The following is a 21,394-nucleotide window of genomic DNA, read 5'->3' as shown; positions in this document are numbered from 1 at the left end:
TATGGATCCATTACTATGTCGTTACTGTGCGGGGCGGCTGTTATTTTGCAGGCTTTCGATCAAGCCTTCCAGACTATTTATATTGTGTGCACTTCTAAATTCATCAACGTGTGGTAACATTAATTTAATGCCACGGGCTTTTGCCTGAAATGCATCGTACCTGAGAAGGGGATTCAGCCATATAAGCTTTCGACAGGATTTGTGTAGCCGATCCATTTCTACTGAAAGATCGTATGCACCATCTCGTTCTAGGCCATCTGTTATTAAAAGAACGTTCGCACGTTGTCCCAAAACGCGTCGTGACCAGTGTTGATTAAAATCATGCAATGCGCTGCTGATTCGAGTTCCCCCCGACCAGTCATCAATTTGCTGGCCAACCGCAGCGAGAGCCTCATCGACATCCCGGTATTTCATTTGTCTAGTGATGTTGTGTAGCTCCGTGCCAAAGGTAAAACTATGAATACGATCACGTGCAGAGATAAGGCTATGAATGAAATGGAGTAACATTCGGCTGTATTCACTCATAGAACCGGAAATATCGCACAAAATAACCAGTGGGGCGCGTTGTATTTTTTTTGCTTTATACTTCAGCTCAATAATATCCGCGCCACGTCTCATGGATGCTTGCATTGTTCTGCGGGTATCGATGCGTTGCTTTTGGACTGACGGCGAAAAGCGCCGAGTTTTGATCTGTTCTGCGGGTAACTGCAAACGCTTGATGAGATTCAAAGCTTTTTGCTGTTCTTGGGCACTCATCTGCTCAAAGTCTTTATGGCGAAGAACTTTCTCATCGGAACTTGTTAGTCGTGCATCAAACTCGATTTCCGGTTCTTCTTCATCTTTCTCGGGAGCGGGTTGTTTCTTTTGTTCGGGTGCGAATGCCTGGCTCACACGCTTGAGGGCTTTGTCTTTTTCATCCTGAGGGGCGTTTTCCAGAAATGTTGTTGGCAACAGCAATGACATGGCGCGTTCCAGAAATTCAGGATTGCGCCAGAAAATATGAAAACACTGATCGAAAATCTCCTGCTGATCCCTGCTGTTGATAAAAAGGCACTGGAAAGTCGCATGGATATCGTCTCGTCTGGTGAGACCGGAAAAGGTGATGGCATCAATAGCTTCTAAAACCCGTGCAGGAGGCAGTGAAAGACCAGCCTTTCTCAATGTCCGGGCGAAGTGCATAATATTTTCGGCCAGATAGCCTTCTTTGAATTGACTGTTTTGAGAAGAGCGCTGTGAGGGCATAAGATACTAGCCTATTTGGTCAATCTCGGTCTGCACTTTTCTTAAAATATCAGAGGCCTCACTTCCCTGAATACGGCTTATATCATCTTGGTATTTTAAGAGAACACCCAAGGTGTCACTGACAATTTCCGGTGCAAGAGAAACGCGGTTTAATTGTGTTAACGCGTTCGTCCAGTCGATAGTTTCAGCAATACCGGGTTGCTTGAATATTTCCGGATTTTTTCTTAACTCCTGAACAAAAAGGACGACTTCATTACTGAGTTTTTCGGCTGCATCCGGTGCTTTGAGTTTTAGAATTTCAAGCTCTCTGAGGGCATCCGGATAATCAACCCAGTGATAAAGACATCGACGTTTTAAGGCGTCGTGAATTTCCCGGGTTCTATTGGATGTGATAATGACTATAGGTGGTTCTTCAGCCTTGATTGTTCCAAGCTCTGGAATAGTAATCTGGTAATCAGATAATACTTCCAAAAGAAAAGCCTCAAAGGCTTCATCCGCGCGATCCAACTCATCAATGAGCAGTACAGGGCTTTTGCCGTTGTGGCTTTCCAAAGCCTCCAGTAGAGGTCGTTTTATTAAAAACTCCGGGGCGAATATATCTTTGGAAAGCCCTGCTCTATCTGTATCGCCGGCAGCTTCGGCAATACGGATCTCAACCATTTGTCTTGTATAATTCCATTCGTAGACAGCAGTGTTGATATCAAGGCCTTCGTAACACTGAAGACGGACCAGAGGCCTGTCCAGGGTTGTGGAAAGCACTTTGGCAATTTCCGTTTTCCCGACCCCGGCTTCCCCTTCGAGGAACAGTGGGCGTTTCATGTTCAGCGCAAGGTGAATCACTGTCGCCAAAGAACGGTCAGCGACATACTTGCCGTCGGCTAATTTTTGAAGAACGTCATCAATGGAAGTGGAAATTTGAGACGATTTGGGCATGACGTGCTCCGGAAGCAGATGATCACAACATAAAAATGGCCGCAGCAGATTATAGAGATCCGCTACGACCAGATATTTTAGCCGTTTATTTGAACAACGGCGCGTTTAGCCAGAACTTTGATCAAGTTGGCACGATATTCTGCCGAGGCATGAATGTCGCTATTCAGGCCATCTGCGGACACAGCAATGTTTTCCAATGCCTGTGGTGTGAAGCTTGCCGAAAGGGCTGCTTCCATTTCTGCCTGCCGGAAAACACAAGGCCCTGCACCGGTGACAGCTACTCTGATGCCAGCGCTGGTTTTTGCAACCATCACACCGACAATGGCATAGCGTGACGCAGGATTATCGAACTTTATGTATGCAGCTGCTTCCGGTTTGGGGAAGGTCACATTGGTGATTATTTCACCCTCTTCCAAGGCTGTTTCAAAAAGATCGGTGAAGAAATCATCTGCGGCAATGGTCCGTCGATTGGTATTTACCACGGCGTTTAAACCGACTACCGCGGCCGGATAGTCCGCAGCAGGGTCATTGTTGGCAATTGATCCACCAATGGTTCCTCGGTTTCGAACCTGTGCATCGCCAATACCACCTGCAAGGGATGCCAATGCCGGGATTGTTGCTTTGTTTGCGACTTCGGCATGGGTTGTCATGGCCCCGATTGCCAGTTGATCACCATCGGGGCAAACCCCGCGCAATGATTCAATGGCACTGAGATCAACCAGTGTTTCAGGTTGAGCCAAACGCTGTTTGAGCGTCGGGATCAGGGTTTGCCCGCCAGCAAGCAGGACGGTGTCGTCGTTCAGGAGGCCAGCAACTTCGTCTATGGTGCCTGGACGTTTATAGTCAAATTCATACATGATCTATTCCTCCCTTACAGTCCTTGTGCCGCACGCCATACCTTTTCAGGTGTGGCTGGCATGTCGATTTCCTTGCCCAGTGCGTTGGTGATGGCATTCATCAATGCCGCGGGTGCAGAGATTGCGCCGGCTTCACCACAGCCCTTTACGCCAAGAGGGTTTGTTGTGCATGGCGTGTTGATGGTTTCCACCCGGAAGGTTGGCAAATCATCTGCGCGTGGCATGCAATAGTCCATGTAGGACCCGGTAAGAAGCTGCCCACTTTCTTTGTCATAGACGCAGTTTTCCAGAAGTGCCTGCCCGATACCCTGCGCAAGTCCGCCGTGAACCTGACCTTCGACAATCATGGGGTTAATGACATTACCGAAATCATCTACTGCAACCCAATCCAGGATTTCTGTCGTTCCTGTTTCGGGATCAATTTCCACTTCGGCAATGTGTGTGCCAGCGGGGAAGGTAAAGTTGAGGGGATCATAGAAGGCTGTTTCATCCATACCGGGTTCGACATCAGCAGGATAGTTGTGAGGCACATAAGCCGAAAAAGCGATCTCTGCCATGGTCATCTTTTTGTCTGTACCCGCAACAGAGAAAACACCACCGGAATGTTCAATGTCCTCGACAGATGCCTCTAGTGTATGGGCTGCGATTTTCTTACTTTTTTCGACGACTTTATCTATGGCCTTCATAATAGCAGAGCCGCCGACAGCAAGAGATCTGGACCCGTATGTACCCATGCCAAAGGGCACCTTGCCTGTATCGCCGTGCGAGATTTCTACCTGATCAATCGGCACGCCGAGCTGATCTGATACAATCTGTGCGAAGGTTGTTTCATGACCCTGACCGTGTGAATGGCTTCCTGTGAAGACAGTCACACTGCCAGTCGGGTTAAAGCGAACCTGCGCAGATTCCCATAATCCGACACCAGCACCGAGAGAGCCAACAGCCGCAGATGGGGCTATACCACAAGCTTCAATAAAGGCAGAATAACCTATACCGCGAAGCTTACCCCGTTGTGCTGATTCAGCTTTTCTGGCTTCGAAACCACTGTAATCAATGGCGGCCTGTGCCTTGTCCATCGCAAGGGCGTAGTTACCGCTGTCATATGCCATGATGACGGGCGTTTCATAAGGGTAGGCATCCGGAGGAATGAAATTTCGTTTGCGAATTTCACCGGGGTCGATCCCCATTTCACGGGCGCCAACTTCGATCATCCGTTCGACAACGTAGGTTGCTTCCGGACGTCCTGCTCCGCGATAGGCATCCACGGGGGCTGTGTTGGTAAAGCCTGCCTGAACCTCACAATAGATGGCTGGCATCGTGTATTGACCGTTGAGCAAGGTGCCGTAGAGATAGGTTGGTACAGCAGAGGCAAAAGTTGACAGGTAACAGCCGACATTGGCTTTGGTTGATACCTTGAAGCCGAGGATTTTGCCATCGGCATCAAACGCCATTTCTGCGTGGGTTTCATGGTCACGACCATGGGCATCTGACAAGAATGATTCTGATCGTTCTGCGGTCCATTTGATGGGCCGGTTCAGCTTTTTTGTTGCCCAGGCACAGACAGTTTCTTCGGAATAGATAAAGATCTTTGATCCAAAACCACCCCCGACATCCGGTGCTATAACCCGTAATTTATGTTCTGGTGCGACGGCATTAAAAGCGGAAAGAACAAGCCTGTGTACATGCGGGTTTTGACTGGTGGTATAGAGCGTTATTTCATCCGTTCCCGCATCATATTCTCCCAATGCAGCACGAGGTTCCATCGCATTTGGAATGAGACGGTTATTCCGAAGATCCATACGGGTGACGTGGTGCGCCGATGCTATAGCCTGTTCAGCGGCTGCACGGTCTCCGATTTCCCAATCAAAAGACAGATTTCCGGGGATGTCATCATGAATTTGCGGCGCATCACTTGCCAGGGCGTCGCCAACTTCGATGACGTGGGGGAGCTCTTCGTAGTCAATTTCTACAAGCTCGGCGGCATCTTTGGCTTCTTGTAGAGTTTCTGCGACAACAAGAGCAACCTGATGCCCGACATATTTGACATGGCTTACAGCCAAGGCGGGGTGCGCGGGGGCTTTATGTGGCGTACCATCTTTGGAGGTAATTCCCCAACCACAGATAATCGGTCCGATGCCATCGGCTTCCATATCCGGGCCGGTTAAAATGTCAACAACACCCGAGGCATTCAGTGCTTCGCTTGTATCTATACTGTTAATTTTTGCATGAGCGTAAGGAGAACGGACGAAATATCCATAGGTCTGCCCTGGCTTAGTGATATCGTCAAGATAACGTCCCTTGCCAATAATAAAGCGTTTGTCTTCTTTTCGGCGTACAGAGGCGCCGATGCCAGTTTCATTAGTCATGATTACGCCTCCATTTCTTTAGCGGCTGCTTGGATGGATTTGACAATGTTCTGATAGCCGGTACAGCGACATATATTGCCCTCAAGGCCCTCACGAATTGACGTATCATCCAGATCATCAGATTTATTTACCAGATCGACTGCACTCATGATCATGCCCGTGGTACAAAAACCGCACTGTAAGCCATGATTTTCCTGAAAAGATTTCTGCATGGGATGAAGATCATTGCCTTTTGCAAGGCCTTCAATAGTTGTGATCTCGGCACCTTCGGCTTGCACGGCTAGCATGGTGCAGGATTTGGCGCTGTTACCATTGACGTGGACAACACAAGCCCCGCATTGGCTGGTATCACAACCAACATGAGTACCGGTTAATCGTAAATTTTCGCGAATAAAAGTCACAAGTAAGGTGTTCGACGATACATCTGCCGAAACCTGCTTGCCATTAACTGTCATAGATACCGTTGGCATCGGTTTTCTCCTGTTCGTGGTGTGACAGCCCAGTTTGTTTTTAGTGTTATTTGTACTTTTAAATCTGTATTTTTATTTTTACTGGGTCTGTTGCCCCTAGGGGCGAATAGAGCATTGCAATGGCATACTTTTCCGTGCAACGCGATCTGAAGAGATGGTTCTTGATGAACTCTTTTTGGTATATGTTTTAATTGCAACGTAGTGTGTTTCGAAACGTCACTTTCGCGTGTCTAGCTCAGGGTGTAGATGACGACTGCTGCTATAATAACGCCCGCAAGTGTGAGATAGAGAGTAGTGTTGCTGGACGTGCTTTTTGTTGTTTCTGTATTGTTACTGGTTTCGACCAGATTTTCAGAAGAAACATTTGGAGTGGTTTCATTCCCATTTGAACTAACGTTTTGGGAAAAGGCTTGAAAGAAATCATCCGCCATTTTTTTTGCGGCTGAATCAACTAGACGAGATCCGATTTGAGCAAGCTTGCCACCTACTTTGGCATTTACGGAATAGTTGAGCAAGGTTTGTCCGTCTTGCTCTTCCAGAGAAACCTTGGCTTCTCCCTTGCCAAAACCTGCGGCCCCGCCCTTGCCTTCACCTATTAAGGTGTAGCTATTTGGCGGGTTCATGTCTGAAAGTGTTACTTGTCCTTTGAATTTTGCTTTCACCGGACCAAACTTGGCCGTCATGCTTGCCTGAAACTCGGTATCTGATGTTTTCTCGACTGTTTCACAGCCGGGAATAGAGTGTTTTAATATTTCTGGGTTATTTAAGGCTTCCCACACCTTTTGTTGTGGGGCGGGGATAAGTTGTTGCCCTTCCATCTTCATGACGATTTACCCTGTTATTTTCTGCCTTTGTTTTTGTTTTTTTCGGCAGCTATTGTTGAGTGTTGATTTCTCTACTCTAACTATTTGTGAAAAATTAGCTCCTTTCTAGTCCCTGATAGGAGTTGTTGCTGACGAGTGTTTCAACTTTGCGACAAATGTGAGAGGTAACTGTAAATGATATATATGGGTTGTATTCATATTACTTTCTCTCGTCAGTATGGGCAGCGGACGTCGTAATATCAAGCAGCGCTATTCTTTATGTCTGAGGTTGCCCATGACAATAGATGTTGGGGAGGGGACTCGAGCGGGAGATTTGCTGTGTGCTATACTGGGACTTGCATGTTTTTACAGGAGGGTGAAATGAATGCTCAGCAAAACTTTTCGACCCGTTCAAAAGCGATCGTTAACGATCCTCACAGAGATGGCAATCATGGGGCATTTTATTACAAACGCTTGATGATGGCGAAGATCGGACGTGAATATAAAAGCCCTTTAGCGCTTTTCCGGGCCATACGAACAAAACAGGATATGGACCGTCCGAACGGGGCGACAGACATGTTTTTCCATAAAAGATAACACCCAGGAAGTAACCTGACAAAAAAAAGCCAATCGGCGGGGGACCGATTGGCATAGTGGAGATGCGGAGACGCATGGGGGAAGACGTAAAAATCACATCAGCAGTGTCTCGGCATCAAGAGCATCGGGGTAAGATGCACTTTTGTGAAACTCTCTAAGTTACAGTTGTTTATTACTGTAAACAGAGGATTTCAAAACATGGTACAATTACTGGGGTACGGTACTAAGGACGCTTAGTTGGCCTACATTCTAATCAATTTATGATTGTAGTAAGCCTTATAAAAATTAAATAATAATTAATTTTAGTCGTAAATCAAAAGGAAAACACGCCCTAAGGTTGTTTTGGTGCGCCCTGTGAGTTTTGATCTACTGTAATCTTCAGGCTGTTCTGGAAAGGGCAAGAATATAGCGGGTTTTCCAACTGCTTACAGGCGCTGTCAAAGAGTTGAGGATTGCTTTGAATAATTTGTGCGCTTCCGCAGATCTGATTTTACGCGCGGTTTGGAAGTGAACGCTCATGTCCGCTGCGGCCAAATCGAAATCCGTTGTGCTTTGTGTAGTGTTTTTCATTGTCTGGTCCTTAATTTGCGTTCTTTCTTAAGTTTAAGGTATGTGAAATCACAGTAAATGATAATAGTCCTTGTTGGATAAGGATTATATCGTTTATTTTGATAATATTATGGATGTAATCAGTGATATGACCGTATTTGTCGAAGTCGTGGCCGCTGGCGGGATGACTGCTGCGGGGCGAAAACTCAACTTGTCTGCGGCAGTCGTCAGTAAGCGTATTGCCAATCTGGAAGAACGATTGGATGTGCGTCTTCTTAACCGGACAACAAGACGTTTAAGTTTGACGGATGAAGGGGCTGGGTATTACGTTCGCTGTAAATCTATCCTCGAGGATATTGAAGATGCTGAGGCCGCTCTTTCTGGTTTGGCTGGGCATGTGAAGGGAGTTTTGAAAATCACGGCTCCGTCGTCTTTTGGGCGTAAACATATATCTCGTCTGTTACCGGAGTTCTTGAAACAATATCCGGATGTGTCGATTCAAGTGAGTTTGACGGATCAAATTGTTGATATGGTCCAGTCTGGTTTTGATCTCGCCATACGAACGGGTGAGTTAAAAGACAGCAGCTTGATTGCAAGAAAGCTAAGCCCGGCAAGGCGTGTGGTTTGTGCCTCACGAGAGTATTTAACGAAAGAAGGAGTGCCGGAACACCCGCAAGATCTTATTCATCATAATTGCTTGGTACTTGGTTATCCCGGTGGTGTCCACGATCACTGGCACTTTAAAGGTCCCGAAGGGCAGATAGATGTAAAGGTCAAAGGCAATCTGGAAACAAACAATGGTGAAATTCTGAGGGATGCGACAAAAGCAGGGATTGGTATTGCGATTAAATCCACATGGGATATTGCAGACGAGCTGAAAGCGGGTGAATTAATCCCTATTCTCAGGGAGTTTGAGTTGCCAAGTGCTGCTGTTTATGCGTTGTATCCAAATAGAGAACATCTGCCGGCAAAAACCAGATCCTTCATTGATTTTCTGGAAAGCAAATTTGGTAGTGAACCCTATTGGGACCGGGGTATCAGCTTAAAAGATATTTGACCTATAGAGGTTATAAGTTTGGTGGTCTGAGACGATAGAGAGCACCGTTGTTTGTATCGGTTAGGATGTAAAGAAAGTCATCAGGTCCCTGTTCTATTGCCCGAATACGTCCAACTTCTTCTTCAAGCAGTCTCTCTTCGTGCACGATTTTACCATCTTGCAATTCCTGTCTCACCAAAAGTTTGAATTTTAAAGCTGTTGTGAACAGATTGCCCTGCCAGTTGGGAAACGCGACGCCTGAATAAAAGGTGATTCCCGCCGGAGCAATCGAAGGAGTCCATTGATGTATTGGCTGCTGCATTTCGGGATGATGAGTCCCTTCGCCAATTGTGCCCCCAATATATTCTTTGCCATAGGTTATGACGGGCCAACCATAGTTTGCACCGGCTTGGATTTGGTTTATTTCATCTCCGCCACGCGGACCGTGTTCGCTTACCCACATTTCCCCAGTTAATGGGTGTTGTGTGAGACCTTGTGGATTGCGGTGGCCATAGGAATAAATTTCGGGCAAAGCTTTACCAGTTTGGGCAAAAGGATTATCTGCAGCGGACTGTCCTTGGTCGTTTAATCTGAGTACTTTTCCTGCATGAGAATTCAATTTTTGGGCATTATGCCTATTCCCCCTATCCCCGATTGTCATAAATAAATGCCCATCGGGATCAAACCTGATGCGCGATCCATAATGTCTTGATGTGGCTGATCCCGTTTCCGCAATAAATATTGTTTGCGGATCAAGAAGCTTTTGGTCAACAAGCCTGGCTTGGGCAAGTGCAGTTGTCGAACCCTTTTTGAGTGGGTGGCTGTAGGTAAAATAGACGAGCCGGGTTTGTTTAAATGCGGGATGAATTGTTATATCGAGTAGACCGCCTTGCCCTCTGGTTCTAACCTTGGGGAAGTTATCCAACGAAATGTCATGAAGGTTTTTATCCCGGTAGAGTTTTAAGCCTTTTTCTCGCTCTGTAATAAGCAAGCTATCGTCAGGTAAAAAGACCATACCCCAAGGGTGATCCAATCCATCGACAAGTAGTTCAAGTTTAAATGTTTCTTTTTCGCTTTTGAATGTAACGGAGCTTCCCGCGGCGGCCTGTCCAGTGACAAAAACAACCACAAATAAGACAAGCCCGTGTACTAAATGCACTTTATGAAACATGTTGTGCTCCGATGAAGGCTTAATGACAGTTCTGAACCAAGGGTGCTTTGCTATATGGTCTGAAGGGACATGATAGTGGATAAAGCAAATCTATTTGAAATTATTTTGTTCAGAATTTCGTGAAGTAAATTTTCCTGAGAACATTTTCTCGCTTTATTAAATTGTTTCCAATCACTGTAACTTTTATGCCAATGGGGAAGATATTCTTAAGGTTCGTAAGCGGAGCCTGTTGGAAGGCAACTAGGCTGAGCGTCCCAACCTAGGATAAAGCAAAAGAGGAATTCGATCATGACTAAAGCCACACAGAATCTCAATAGTGTTCAGAAAAGAGCCTTGAGCGTTTTTACTGCAGGTATCTCCAACGGTGAATTTGGGTTTCCTTCTGAAACACTTATTGAGGTTTCAAAGGGAAAAGGAGCTAAGCTGTGGGATAGTCGTGGACAGGAGTATCTGGATTTCTCCATGGGTTGGGGATCTTGTCTTGTTGGCCACGCCCGGGAAGAGGTCGTTGACGCGGTTCAGAAACAAGCAGAATTGGGCTCAAACTTCGCTTATCTGAACACTCATGCGTTACAATTGGCCGAAGAGATCAAAAGGATTGCCCCGGCGGTTGATCGCTTGCGCTTTTGTGCTTCTGGGACGGAAGCAACAATGTATTGTCAACGGCTGGCACGGGCGTTCACGGGAAAGAAAAAAATCCTGAAATTTGAAGGGGCTTATCATGGTGCGAATGAAGCGGGCGTTACCTCTCTTTTTCCTCACCAGAATTTGGCTTTTCCAACCCCGGAACTCACTTCCGCAGGTGTACCAATGGCCCAGGAAAATCTTCTGATAGCTCCCTATAATGACTTGGAAACAACTGAACAGATTATTGTTACAAATGCGGATGAGATAGCCGGAATTTTGATGGAACCTTTGCAGCGGTGTACGCCACCGTTTCCTGGATTTTTACAAGGTATCCGAGCGCTTTGTGATCAGTATGGTATTCCACTGATTTTTGATGAAGTGGTGACCGGGTTCCGGTTAGCCTATGGCGGTGCGCAGGAAAAATACGGCGTGATCCCCGATCTTGTTGCCTATGGTAAAGCCTTGGGAGGTGGCTATCCTATCGGGGCTTTTGGTGGGCGTAGTGATATTATGGATCATGTTAATGAGCATTACATTGGTCAGGATAATTATGTGTGGATGGCCTCGACACTGGGCGGGAATCCTATTTCAACTTCGGCGGCGAATGCTGCGCTTTCGGTTTATCGATTGCCGGGAGTTTATGAAAAGCTATTTGAAACAGGGGAATATCTTCGTACAAATCTTAGGCGCATCTTAAAGGAACTGGAGGAGCCAGCGCAGGTGATTGGTGATGGCCCCTTGGCTCAAATCGTGTTTACTGATCAAGAGGTTTTCAACTATCGTTCAACAGCAACAGGTGACAAAAAGAAGGGGCGCGCCATGATGTTGGGCCTTTTCAAAAGAGGTGTCTTCCTTAACCCGATGGGAACCAAGCTTTATATTTCAATTGCACACGACAAAGGTGTCTGCGATAGCTTTCTGGTACGTTTTGAAGATTGTTTGAAAAATGATATCCTGTCGACAAGGTAATGCTGGTCACGAGATTCTTGACAGAAATGCTTGTCGATGACACTTGGGTCGATGCGCTGCAGAATGTTATTTTTGTGATTGTCTTAAAATGATCATATTATATGCATACTTTCCTTAATTGTTCAGTTAACTCTATGGGTAGTTAATTTTTTAGGAAACATGTTCTCAAGTTAGTTCGGGATTGTATTTTTTCTGTTTTTTTAGATAAAATTTATCTTAACGTTTGATCCATCGCGGTCAGCAGAGTATCAATCCCTGAAGAGATCATGAGAATAGTTTTAAGAATGATTTATGAGAGAGTTCGAGCATATGCCTGAGATCGGTGATATTTTTTCTAAAAGGCACGCATCGTACCAAGATTGGGAAGTTGTTGAGGTTTATAAATCGACAATTGACGGGCTGGAATATGCTCGACTCCGCAATAAAAACATTGGAGATAAATCGGTTAGTGCTGTTGAGTTGACGCGCCGTGGTTCAGATTGGCTTCGTAAAATGCCAGCATAAAGATTTATCTGATAAATTTTGTGCAATTAAAGCCCGCTTCATGGCGGGTTTTTTAATACCCAAATTTGATGCTTGAGGTCGAAAATAGTGTGGCTGGGTCTGATTTGTGTTCGTGAGGTGACAATTATATGTTAACCTCTCTAGTGCCTGTAGTTGACCTTGATGTGGTCGAAGATCCTTCATAATTTCGAGCGACTGTCATTGTTTCAATTCTGAACTACGAAGGTGCTCTATGAAGGAAAAAACTCCAGAAAAATTACCTGTTGTTGGCGATGTCTATTCAAAACGGACACGTTTTTTGCAAGATTGGATTGTGAGCGATATCTACAAATCGCATGTTGATGGCGTCACCTATGCGCGTTTAAAAAATCCATTGATGGGCGAAAAGAACGTTGGCGCGGCAGAATTGGTGCGAAAAAAATCTGACTGGACAAAGAAAACTGTTAACCAGTCTCCTGTTGATCCTGTTCTGGATTTTTCTTTGGATCAGCAAGTTGAGAAAGCGGCTTTTTAGGCGTTAGAATACAACGCGTTTTTTATGGCTGGTTTTGTCAAAGCTCAATTCTTGTACGCCCTGTTGTGTAAGAGTTGGTGTGGTATGCCTAATTGTTAATATTTATTTGTCATCTCTAAGTTAGTTTTGCGTATTCAAGAGTGGCAAATAAGTAGGCGTGATTTGATTTCAAAACATACAGAGGCAAAAAATACTGACTTATTCTTAGCCGTTTTTGATCCCGGTCGGCTGCGTTTGTATGCTTGCTTTATTTTGGGTATCTGCTTGTTACGGGCAATAGCGTTGATGTCTTCTATCGACAATATGCTTGATGCTAGTAATAGCCCGGTTGGTTATGATTTTATTACTTTTTGGTCTGCGGGTTACCTTGCTTTGGAAGGTGTACCCGAGGCGGCGTTTGTCCGGGAGAGAATTGTTGAAATCCAGCAATTGGCCGTTCCTGGAAATGATGCTGTATTTTTATGGCATTACCCGCCGACTTTTACCTTGCTTGCTACAGTTCTTGCCGCGATCCCATACTTAACATCATATTTTTTGTTTCTGGGAGGCAGCTTTCTTTTTTACGTTTATTCGCTGAAACGGTTATTTCAACACCGCTATGCGATATTACTCATTATTGCTTATCCTGCTGTGTACCTTACTATGGTTCATGGACAAAATTCGCTGTTGAGTACCGGGTTACTTGCTTGTGCGATTGTCTGTTTTCGATCCAAACCAGTTCTTGCAGGTATTTTTATTGGATTGCTGGCCTTTAAACCTCAGCTCGGCGTACTTATTCCGATAGTTCTTATTGTTTCCCAGCAATGGAGAGTGTTTTGGTCTGCGACCTTGACCACATGTCTCTTTGTTGGTGTGTCGCTGGCTGTATTTGGTTGGGAGCTATGGGGTGTGTTTTTTCAGAACATGGCTGTGGTTAAATCAATTATGGGGCAAGGGCTTTTGCTTTTCGAAAAAATGCCAAGCCTTTATATAACACTCAAAATGTTTGGTTTTGCGGATGATTTTTCTTACGTAATTCATTGGGGTATGGCATCTGGAGTTGTCGGTGTATTGATTTGGCTTTGGTATCGATATGGTCCAACAAATATGACTTTTGCTGCCCTTATACCCGCGATATTATTACTTCTTCCCTATCTCTTCGATTACGAGATGACACTACTTGCAATTCCGATTGCTCTGCTCGCCATGGACATGGCTGAAAAGGGTGGCGTGTTTTGGGAAAAGACTATTCTTGTCTGTGGCTTTGTTACGCCGCTCATTCTGGCTGGGATAGGGCAGAACTTTGGTATTCAGATCGGATTTCCTGTGATTTTTTCTCTGTTTGTTCTTGCTGTATCACGTGCAGTTTCACAAAACAGAAGATCCTGTGATCTTTAACCAGGTTTTCCGTCCAACCTGGGGCGAGTCATTAAAGGTAGAAAGTTGACGAGATAGAGGCCAAAGGCCAGAACCCAAAAAAGGGAAGACAGATAAAGCAACTGTTCAGAAAAATCGTTGTGGATAAAGGACTGGGCAACACGAAAGATTGCAGACAGTGTTAGTGCGTAAAGGGATACTGTCAGGTATGGATTTGTTCTCAGGGCGCTACCGGTATGGCCGAGACCAGCCCTTGCAGTTACAACAAGGATCATTGTTCCGATGGCTCCGGCTGTTAGTGCATGGAGTGCGCCTTCCCAAAAATAACCATAGGTGACAAAACCATAAGCTTTTAGAAAAAGCCCGATAGGTATCCATAAGTAAGCCGCATGCATTGCCCATAACAGGGGGTCAGAAAGCGTCATCCATCCCTTCCAGAAGTAAAGACGGGCGAGATGCAATCCTGCGAGTATGGCACAAAAACATGCAAAGAGTTCTGGCCAACCATCAGCGATGAATAAGTCACCAATCATCATTATAGCAGTGCCGGCAATACAGAGGATATTGAGTTTGGTTGGTGCGCCTATGTCGGCCTTGGTTCCTTTGGCTGCGAGAGCATTCCTTGTAAAGGCAGGGACAATGCGCCCCCCGATAATGGTGATTAGAAGCAGTAAAAGAGATATGGCGGCTTCGAGAACGGTTCTGGAAGAATGGGGCGCGATGCCTGCTTCAGATAGGTAAAAACACAGGTTAAAGATGGCAAGAATCATAAAGATACCGGGTAACATGAGATTACGTTTGTTGCCGGTTTTGAATAGTATTCGTGCGGTGTAGATAGACAAAACAGGTAAGAAAAGCAGATCAATAATGGCAAGGAAACTATAGGGAAGGAATGTCCCGGCCCATAAGGACAATCGTCCCAGGCACCAAAGACCAAAGAGTGCAATGAGGGCCTTGCCGGATAAAGGTACTGTATTCGTCCAGTTCGGCATGGCCGTTAAAATAAAGCCGGCAATTGCTGCAACACCAAAGCCATAGATCATTTCGTGCCCGTGAATGAGAGAAGGCGCGATATGTGTTTCGTAATCTATAACGCCAGCAAGTATCAGGATCCAGAGTGACAAGACAATCAGAGCATATAGGGCTCCGGCTGTGAAAAAGGGTCTGAAACCTGCCCGCCAGAAAGGTGAACTTGCTGTTACCATATTAATGTTATTCCTCGTATTTCCTTTTAATAATGTATATTAAATATATCTATTTGAATATGTGACAGAGGCGCGCAGTTTTACCTGCCCTATGGGCACTAAAACTTATTTAATGGCTATACCGCTTGTGAGTAGGTCATCTCTCTTGATCCATGATACTCATCAAACAAGGCACAAACGGCTCGAACCAAAGCCCGGGCATCATGCTCGACAAAAATAATACCATCTTGATAACGTGCGATTCTATCATCGACAAAAGATTGTAAGGCTTTGATCTCGTAGTCGAAATCAGTGATTGAACTTCCAAATTTATCGCAAATATTATTGAGGTCAACCTCGTGATAGCACATGAGTTGTTCTATAATTGCGGCTCTTAGTTTGTCTTGACCTTTAAAGGGGATAGACTTGGCTACGGCAAAATTTCCTTTGTCAATTGCTGCTCGATAATTTCTGATTGCAACAATATTTTGAACAAAACCGCTTGGAAGGGCACCGATTGACGAAGCGCCAAAACCGATCATGGCGTCCGCTTTATCGGTTGTATAGCCTTGGAAATTACGTCTGAGAGTACCATTTTTAAAAGCAATGGCCATGGGGTCGTCGGGCTTGGCGAAATGATCCAGACCAATCCGGACAAAACCATAGCCTTGTAATAATTCTGCTGCAGCTTCCTGTTGCTCAAACCTTTCGTTGAAGTCGGGCAGAACTTCTTCGGGAATCAATCGTTGATGAGGTTTTAGTGACGGTATGTGTGCGTAGCCAAAGAGAGCAATTCGTTCCGGGGCCATGCTCATAACTTGACGAATGGTTTCCAAAACTGATTCGACAGTTTGATAAGGGAGACCATACATCAAATCCATATTGATGCCATGAACGCCTTCTTCGTGTAGCCAGTTGGCAACCTTGGCTGTTTGTTCAATTGGCTGGATGCGGTTAATTGCTCTTTGGACCTTGTCTTGAATATCTTGTACGCCCAGGCTGGCGCGATTAACGCCACCTTTTGCCCAAGCCCTGATCGCTTCTTGGCTGATATCTCGCGGGTCGATCTCAACGGCGATCTCTGCATCATCCGTGAAGGTGAAAGCCTGATTGAATGTCTGGAATAGCGCGCTAACATCTTCTGGTATCAGAATTGTCGGGCTGCCGCCACCGAAATGCATATGATTAACGGGGCGGCCCCGTCCCATGGCATCTGCTGCCATCAGGATTTCTTTTTGCAAAGATCCCATATAGTCTTTTATGGGTTTGTATTTCTGAGTGATCTTGGTGTGACAGCCACAAAACCAACAGAGACTGTCACAATAGGGGATGTGAGAATACAAAGAGAGTGGCATTTCTTTTGGGATAGCCTGTAACCAGTCAGTGTAAGTACTGGTCTCAAAATCAGGCTTGAAAAGGTGTGCGGTGGGGTAGCTCGTATAACGAGGGACCCCTTTGTCGTATTTTTGTATGATCTCTGTTTTCATACGCTATGAAATAGCTGAACGTTTGTGTGTAATCCTTGATTTATGTCAAGAAAGGCCAGAGAGGGTTAATCCTTTCTAGTCAATCGGGATGGAAGTTAACCGGAGCTTACTGGGGTAGGGATGCTGCATCTTTGTTTGTTATATTCTGTTGGCGTTGGCGAATATCGTTTGGCCAATTGCTTTTTATAAACTCCAGAGTCGCAATTATCTCTTTATCACTCAAGACGTCTTGGAAAGCTGGCATATTGCTTTTAAATCCTTTGGGCGTAACCGAGGCACCGCCGAATTTGGTTATGTGAAACAGCAAACGGTCCGGATGATGCCAGGTGTGCCCATCTTGATTATGGGGTGGTGCAGGCAATGATCCGTCTTCTTTGGGACTCCGCCAGTTTGCTTCACCCTGAAGCATTGTGCCGTGACAAGAGGCGCAGTTTTGCAGATATAAACTTTCCCCACTGATATCATTTGAAGCACTGTTGATGCCAAGATCGGAATTGGTATCTGTACTATCTTGTTGGTCAAATGGTTTTGAGTAATGGAAAATAAAGTAACTTCCCGCTATGATAGCAGTTACAGCCAAGAGGATAATTTTGTAACGCGTGATGAAACTGCGTTGGAGGAGTGTCCAAAAATTAAAACCCATTTTTATCGTTCTCGTTAATGTAAACAGAAGTTCCTATAGATACTTCTAAATGTTCCTCCTGCTGTAAGCTCAAGAGGAGAAATTATCGGCCTTACCATTAGTGATTGCTAATGGTAAACTTAATTAATTCTTATTTTTTAGGTGCGGCGTATATTGATTTTTACCTCCAAAGAGCTAACTTGAATAACCAGAATATAAGTAGATGAGAAGGCTTGGTTGTTTATTGGATCGCGAGTGATTTTTTTGGTGATCTCTTTATCGATGAACATAATAAAAGCCCCATCTGGAGAGAAGCATACCAGCAAGAGGAGATTAAATTGGCTCTTGGTAAGGACACCCTGAATACCCGTCGTCAACTCACAGCAAATGGCAAAACATACGATTATTATAGTCTCGAGGAAGCTTCCAAGATTCTTGGCGATATTTCTCGCCTCCCATTTTCCCTGAAAGTTCTTTTGGAAAACCTGTTACGGTTTGAAGACGATCGCAGTGTTAAGGTCGACGATATCAAAGCAATGGCCGAATGGTTGAAAAACCGTACTTCGGATAGTGAAATTGCCTATCGCCCTGCACGCGTTCTAATGCAGGATTTTACAGGTGTTCCAGCGGTTGTTGATTTGGCGGCAATGCGTCAGGCAATGGTCGAGATGGGGGGGGATCCCAAGAAGATCAATCCACTTTCTCCTGTTGACTTAGTTATTGATCATTCCGTAATGGTTGATTCATTTGGCGGCGCAGATTCATTTCAGAAAAATGTTGATCTGGAGTTTGAACGTAACGGGGAACGCTATTCTTTCCTTCGCTGGGGACAAACTGCTTTTGATAACTTCCGTGTTGTTCCGCCGGGAACAGGTATTTGTCATCAGGTGAATGTTGAAAACCTCGCCCAGGTTGTCTGGACCAAAGAAGAAGACGGCGTAACGATTGCCTATCCGGATACCTTGGTGGGGACTGATTCTCACACAACCATGGTAAATGGCCTTTCTGTGCTCGGTTGGGGTGTTGGGGGTATAGAAGCGGAAGCGGCGATGCTGGGGCAGCCTGTGTCCATGGTGATTCCGGAAGTTGTCGGTATGAAACTTACTGGCAAGATGAAAGAGGGAACAACCGCAACCGACCTCGTCTTGACGGTAACGGAAATTCTTCGCGCCCATGGTGTGGTTGGCAAGTTTGTTGAGTTTTATGGTGCTGGCCTTGATAATTTGACACTAGCTGATCAGGCGACAATCGCAAACATGGCACCTGAATATGGGGCAACCTGTGGTTTCTTCCCTATTGATGAAGAAACCATCCGTTACCTGAGCTTTACATGTCGTGATGCTGACCGCGTTGCTTTGGTAGAAGAATACGCCAAGGCGCAAGGTATGTGGCGTGATACAAATACCCCTGATCCTGTCTTTACATCGTCACTGGAGCTTGATCTTTCTACTGTTGAGCCAAGTCTGGCGGGGCCAAAGCGTCCACAAGATCGTATTTCACTTAGCAATCTTGCCCCTAAATCCATTGAGTTGATCAATGAAGCTTTGGGTAATAAAGCGAGCGAGAAATCCCCCGTTGAAGGTAAAGATTACGCACTGAGCAATGGTGATGTGATGATCGCCGCTATTACCAGCTGTACCAACACGTCGAACCCGTCTGTTCTGATTGGTGCCGGTCTTGTGGCTAAAAAGGCCGTTGAGCTTGGTTTGACATCTAAGCCTTGGGTGAAAACATCCCTGGCGCCAGGATCGCAAGTTGTGACTGATTATCTCGAAAAAGCGGGACTTCAGGATTATCTCAACCAGATTGGTTTTGACCTCGTTGGGTATGGCTGTACGACCTGTATCGGGAACTCTGGTCCACTTGCTGATGAGCATATCGACGCGATTGATAACAAAGAATTACAGGTTGCGGCAGTGCTGTCCGGTAACCGTAACTTTGAAGGACGCGTCAGCCCACAGACGCGTTTGAATTATCTGGCATCACCGCCTCTTGTTGTTGCATATGCACTGGCTGGTAATGTGACTATTGATCTTCTGAATGATCCTATTGGTCAGGGTAAAGATGGGCAGGATGTTTATTTAAAAGACATCTGGCCTACGTCACAGGAAATTCAGGAAATCTCTAACGTTGCCTTAACACCGGAAATGTTTAAAGAGCGCTATGCAAATGTTTTTGAAGGTCCACAGCAGTGGAAAGAAATCGAAACTGCGACTGGCCTAACTTATGACTGGAATGATCAGAGTACTTATGTTCAGTATCCGCCATTCTTTCAGGGCATGAGCAAAGAGGCTGGTGATTTCAGTGACGTCGCTGGTGCACGACCACTGCTCGTTCTGGCAGACAATATAACCACTGACCATATCTCACCTGCTGGTGCAATCAAAGCAGATAGCCCTGGTGGTGAATACCTCACAGGTCATCAAGTACGCCCTGTTGATTTTAACTCATACGGGTCTCGTCGTGGTAATCACGAAGTTATGATGCGGGGTACCTTTGCCAACATTCGTATCAAAAACGAAATGGTCCCGGGGACAGAAGGCGGCTTCTCTAAATACAAGGGCGAAGTTATGCCAGTGTATGATGCGGCTATGAAGTACATAGATGATGGGACACCGCTGGTTGTTTTTGGTGGTAAGGAATACGGCATGGGATCTTCCCGTGACTGGGCGGCCAAGGGAACACGTTTATTAGGCGTTAAGGCTGTTATCGTTGAAAGCTTTGAGCGTATTCATCGTTCCAATCTTGTGTTCATGGGTGTTTTGCCGCTTGTCTTTAAAGATGGTGTGACTCGTGAAACATTGGGGATAACAGGTGATGAAACGGTCGACATCTCAGGCATCGAAAACGGGATTACGCCGGGAATGGATGTTGACTGCCGTATCAGTCGCCCCGATGGTTCTGTAGAAAACATCAAATTGATGTGCCGTATTGATACTGCTGATGAAGTCGAGTACTTCCGTCACGGCGGTATTCTTCATTACGTACTACGTAATCTGATGAACGACGCTGTATAAGATCGTCTGTATCTTTTATGGAAAGGCAGTTCCTGTGGACTGCTTTTTTCTTGAGTGAGAACTCGGCAGAATTATAGGCAAAGTTTGCCCTGCTCGCGCAAACTTGAAGTTGACGTGACTGGAGCTCTCGCTGAAAGAGGCATAGGCTTTGAATATGAAATATTTAAAGACCCTGTTCAAACGCCCATTAGTGAGACTTGCCTTTGTTGCACTTGGTCTCTCTTCAGCTTGGGCTTATATGGCCATAAGTGGTCCATCTAGTGAGATAGTTCAGGCTGCGGAAAAACGTTTGGCTCAGGGGCAATTGGTTGCACAGGCTGCCAATGTCGCGGGGCTTTCTGAAACAGCACCTGTTGTCATCGAGCTTTTTACGTCGCAAGGCTGTAGTTCTTGTCCGCCTGCTGATGCGCTTTTGACCGAACTTGCCGACCAGCCCGGAATCATTGCTCTGTCGTATCATGTTGATTACTGGGATTATATAGGCTGGAAAGATCCCTTTTCCAGTCCGGAAGCAACGCAACGACAACGTGACTATGGTTCCTCCATGTCATTACGATATGTCTATACGCCACAATTGGTTATTGACGGGCGCAAAGAGCTGGTGGGATCACGTCGGGGCGATGTTCTGCTCGGAATAGAAGAAGCCGCCAAAGCAGGTAAGGCAGTGTCTTTGTCTATTACGGGCAATACTTTGTCTGAACCAACCGTGAATTTTAACAAAGAGCTTCCTCTTGGAGGTTCCGCTACTTTGTGGGTGGCGGTATTTGATGAGCAGCATGAGACTGAAATTCAGCGGGGCGAGAACAAAGGATTGTTCATGGTCAACAAGCACGTTGTTCGCGGGTTCGAACGTGTTGGTGAATGGAACGGTATCGATGTTTCCCTTTCCTTCAGCTTTGCCTCATTGGGGCTATCACCGAAAGATGGTTATGCCCTGTTATTACAAGATGGCACCGGGGGCGCAATTCTTGGGGCAGTTCTGCACGAGAGCAATCCCAGTTAATTTTCGCTAAGAATAATTTGACAATTTTTATTGCATGAAGAAAAGGCGGCTGAAATACTCAGCCGCCTTTTTGATAAATATCTCATA

The 21,394-nt window shown here is 45.6% G+C and carries 19 protein-coding genes; 8 read left to right on the top strand and 11 right to left on the bottom strand.

The genetic code is table 11. The features are described from left to right. Window positions 1-21: 21 nt before the first annotated feature. From WH96_RS03515 to WH96_RS03490, 6 genes are all read right to left on the bottom strand, one after another. A complete protein-coding gene (locus WH96_RS03515; RefSeq protein WP_047762676.1) occupies window positions 22-1,242 on the bottom strand; it encodes a vWA domain-containing protein in 1,221 nt (406 codons plus the stop codon). 6 nt (window positions 1,243-1,248) lie between these two features. Next, the gene (locus tag WH96_RS03510; RefSeq protein WP_047762675.1) at window positions 1,249-2,175 is read right to left on the bottom strand and encodes an AAA family ATPase; all 927 of its coding nucleotides are present in this window, start codon (window positions 2,173-2,175) and stop codon (window positions 1,249-1,251) included. A gap of 77 nt (window positions 2,176-2,252) precedes the next feature. Next, on the bottom strand, window positions 2,253-3,032 hold the full coding sequence (locus tag WH96_RS03505) for an FAD binding domain-containing protein (RefSeq protein WP_047762674.1): 780 nt from the start codon (window positions 3,030-3,032) through the stop codon (window positions 2,253-2,255). Window positions 3,033-3,046: 14 nt separating this feature from the next. Beyond that, a complete protein-coding gene (locus WH96_RS03500; RefSeq protein WP_047762673.1) occupies window positions 3,047-5,398 on the bottom strand; it encodes a xanthine dehydrogenase family protein molybdopterin-binding subunit in 2,352 nt (783 codons plus the stop codon). A 2-nt stretch (window positions 5,399-5,400) separates the two neighbouring features. Beyond that, entirely contained in the window at window positions 5,401-5,868 is a 468-nt protein-coding gene (locus WH96_RS03495) for a (2Fe-2S)-binding protein (RefSeq protein WP_047762672.1), read from the bottom strand. A gap of 230 nt (window positions 5,869-6,098) precedes the next feature. Next, entirely contained in the window at window positions 6,099-6,692 is a 594-nt protein-coding gene (locus WH96_RS03490) for an SRPBCC family protein (RefSeq protein WP_047762671.1), read from the bottom strand. Between the two features lie 360 nt (window positions 6,693-7,052). Here WH96_RS03490 and WH96_RS03485 point away from each other — a divergent pair, with 360 nt between their 5' ends. Beyond that, the gene (locus WH96_RS03485; RefSeq protein ID WP_156176680.1) at window positions 7,053-7,268 is read left to right on the top strand and encodes a hypothetical protein; all 216 of its coding nucleotides are present in this window, start codon (window positions 7,053-7,055) and stop codon (window positions 7,266-7,268) included. Window positions 7,269-7,646: 378 nt separating this feature from the next. Here the strand turns inward: WH96_RS03485 and WH96_RS03480 are convergent, their stop codons facing one another. After that, the gene (locus WH96_RS03480; protein ID WP_047762669.1) at window positions 7,647-7,838 is read right to left on the bottom strand and encodes a hypothetical protein; all 192 of its coding nucleotides are present in this window, start codon (window positions 7,836-7,838) and stop codon (window positions 7,647-7,649) included. Window positions 7,839-7,947: 109 nt separating this feature from the next. Here WH96_RS03480 and WH96_RS03475 point away from each other — a divergent pair, with 109 nt between their 5' ends. Then, on the top strand, window positions 7,948-8,874 hold the full coding sequence (locus tag WH96_RS03475; protein WP_047762847.1) for a LysR family transcriptional regulator: 927 nt from the start codon (window positions 7,948-7,950) through the stop codon (window positions 8,872-8,874). 10 nt (window positions 8,875-8,884) lie between these two features. Here WH96_RS03475 and WH96_RS03470 read toward each other — a convergent pair whose 3' ends face one another. Further along, the gene (locus WH96_RS03470) at window positions 8,885-10,024 is read right to left on the bottom strand and encodes a PQQ-dependent sugar dehydrogenase (protein WP_053005633.1); all 1,140 of its coding nucleotides are present in this window, start codon (window positions 10,022-10,024) and stop codon (window positions 8,885-8,887) included. Between the two features lie 288 nt (window positions 10,025-10,312). On the opposite strand from WH96_RS03470, the gene WH96_RS03465 reads away from it, so the two are divergent. The 4 genes from WH96_RS03465 to WH96_RS03450 all read left to right on the top strand — a co-directional run bounded on the left by WH96_RS03465 (window position 10,313) and on the right by WH96_RS03450 (window position 14,015). Then, window positions 10,313-11,620 carry an aspartate aminotransferase family protein gene (locus WH96_RS03465; protein ID WP_047762668.1) on the top strand — a complete coding sequence of 436 codons (1,308 nt, stop codon included), beginning with the start codon at window positions 10,313-10,315 and terminating at the stop codon, window positions 11,618-11,620. A gap of 309 nt (window positions 11,621-11,929) precedes the next feature. After that, complete coding sequence (locus WH96_RS03460; protein ID WP_047762667.1) at window positions 11,930-12,124, top strand: hypothetical protein; 195 nt, start codon at window positions 11,930-11,932, stop codon at window positions 12,122-12,124. Window positions 12,125-12,356: 232 nt separating this feature from the next. Continuing rightward, window positions 12,357-12,638 (top strand): hypothetical protein, encoded by a 282-nt coding sequence (locus WH96_RS03455; RefSeq protein ID WP_047762666.1) that lies wholly within the window; start codon window positions 12,357-12,359, stop codon window positions 12,636-12,638. 285 nt (window positions 12,639-12,923) lie between these two features. Then, complete coding sequence (locus WH96_RS03450) at window positions 12,924-14,015, top strand: glycosyltransferase family 87 protein (protein ID WP_156176679.1); 1,092 nt, start codon at window positions 12,924-12,926, stop codon at window positions 14,013-14,015. On the opposite strand, the gene WH96_RS03445 is transcribed toward WH96_RS03450, so the two are convergent. The 3 genes from WH96_RS03445 to WH96_RS03435 all read right to left on the bottom strand — a co-directional run bounded on the left by WH96_RS03445 (window position 14,012) and on the right by WH96_RS03435 (window position 17,308). After that, the gene (locus tag WH96_RS03445; RefSeq protein WP_047762664.1) at window positions 14,012-15,199 is read right to left on the bottom strand and encodes an NnrS family protein; all 1,188 of its coding nucleotides are present in this window, start codon (window positions 15,197-15,199) and stop codon (window positions 14,012-14,014) included. The genes WH96_RS03450 and WH96_RS03445 overlap by 4 nt on opposite strands. A 116-nt stretch (window positions 15,200-15,315) precedes the next feature. After that, a complete protein-coding gene (gene hemN / locus WH96_RS03440; RefSeq protein WP_047762663.1) occupies window positions 15,316-16,665 on the bottom strand; it encodes an oxygen-independent coproporphyrinogen III oxidase in 1,350 nt (449 codons plus the stop codon). A 106-nt stretch (window positions 16,666-16,771) separates the two neighbouring features. Then, window positions 16,772-17,308 (bottom strand): c-type cytochrome, encoded by a 537-nt coding sequence (locus WH96_RS03435; RefSeq protein WP_047762662.1) that lies wholly within the window; start codon window positions 17,306-17,308, stop codon window positions 16,772-16,774. Window positions 17,309-17,625: 317 nt separating this feature from the next. Between WH96_RS03435 and acnA the strand changes: the two genes are divergently transcribed. Next, window positions 17,626-20,304, top strand: coding sequence for an aconitate hydratase AcnA (gene acnA, locus WH96_RS03430; protein WP_047762845.1), 2,679 nt, complete (start codon window positions 17,626-17,628; stop codon window positions 20,302-20,304). A 154-nt stretch (window positions 20,305-20,458) separates the two neighbouring features. Next, window positions 20,459-21,307: a DUF1223 domain-containing protein gene (locus tag WH96_RS03425; RefSeq protein WP_053005632.1), complete on the top strand. Its 849-nt coding sequence runs from the start codon at window positions 20,459-20,461 to the stop codon at window positions 21,305-21,307. Window positions 21,308-21,394 lie beyond the last annotated feature (87 nt).

This window comes from Kiloniella spongiae, assembly GCF_001026905.1.
Lineage (GTDB): Bacteria > Pseudomonadota > Alphaproteobacteria > Kiloniellales > Kiloniellaceae > Kiloniella > Kiloniella spongiae.
The sequence above is the reverse complement of the archived record's forward strand: the minus strand, read 5'-3'. Positions and strand labels throughout refer to the sequence as shown.

Bases quoted from the DNA above. Each gene is read 5' to 3' on its own strand.
- WH96_RS03515 (WP_047762676.1), bottom strand. From the start codon at position 1,242: ATGCCCTCACAGCGCTCTTCTCAAAACAGTCAATTCAAAGAAGGCTAT.
- WH96_RS03510 (WP_047762675.1), bottom strand. From the start codon at position 2,175: ATGCCCAAATCGTCTCAAATTTCCACTTCCATTGATGACGTTCTTCAA.
- WH96_RS03505 (WP_047762674.1), bottom strand. From the start codon at position 3,032: ATGTATGAATTTGACTATAAACGTCCAGGCACCATAGACGAAGTTGCT.
- WH96_RS03500 (WP_047762673.1), bottom strand. From the start codon at position 5,398: ATGACTAATGAAACTGGCATCGGCGCCTCTGTACGCCGAAAAGAAGAC.
- WH96_RS03495 (WP_047762672.1), bottom strand. From the start codon at position 5,868: ATGCCAACGGTATCTATGACAGTTAATGGCAAGCAGGTTTCGGCAGAT.
- WH96_RS03490 (WP_047762671.1), bottom strand. From the start codon at position 6,692: ATGAAGATGGAAGGGCAACAACTTATCCCCGCCCCACAACAAAAGGTG.
- WH96_RS03485 (WP_156176680.1), top strand. From the start codon at position 7,053: ATGAATGCTCAGCAAAACTTTTCGACCCGTTCAAAAGCGATCGTTAAC.
- WH96_RS03480 (WP_047762669.1), bottom strand. From the start codon at position 7,838: ATGAAAAACACTACACAAAGCACAACGGATTTCGATTTGGCCGCAGCG.
- WH96_RS03475 (WP_047762847.1), top strand. From the start codon at position 7,948: ATGGATGTAATCAGTGATATGACCGTATTTGTCGAAGTCGTGGCCGCT.
- WH96_RS03470 (WP_053005633.1), bottom strand. From the start codon at position 10,024: ATGTTTCATAAAGTGCATTTAGTACACGGGCTTGTCTTATTTGTGGTT.
- WH96_RS03465 (WP_047762668.1), top strand. From the start codon at position 10,313: ATGACTAAAGCCACACAGAATCTCAATAGTGTTCAGAAAAGAGCCTTG.
- WH96_RS03460 (WP_047762667.1), top strand. From the start codon at position 11,930: ATGCCTGAGATCGGTGATATTTTTTCTAAAAGGCACGCATCGTACCAA.
- WH96_RS03455 (WP_047762666.1), top strand. From the start codon at position 12,357: ATGAAGGAAAAAACTCCAGAAAAATTACCTGTTGTTGGCGATGTCTAT.
- WH96_RS03450 (WP_156176679.1), top strand. From the start codon at position 12,924: ATGTCTTCTATCGACAATATGCTTGATGCTAGTAATAGCCCGGTTGGT.
- WH96_RS03445 (WP_047762664.1), bottom strand. From the start codon at position 15,199: ATGGTAACAGCAAGTTCACCTTTCTGGCGGGCAGGTTTCAGACCCTTT.
- hemN (WP_047762663.1), bottom strand. From the start codon at position 16,665: ATGAAAACAGAGATCATACAAAAATACGACAAAGGGGTCCCTCGTTAT.
- WH96_RS03435 (WP_047762662.1), bottom strand. From the start codon at position 17,308: ATGGGTTTTAATTTTTGGACACTCCTCCAACGCAGTTTCATCACGCGT.
- WH96_RS03425 (WP_053005632.1), top strand. From the start codon at position 20,459: ATGAAATATTTAAAGACCCTGTTCAAACGCCCATTAGTGAGACTTGCC.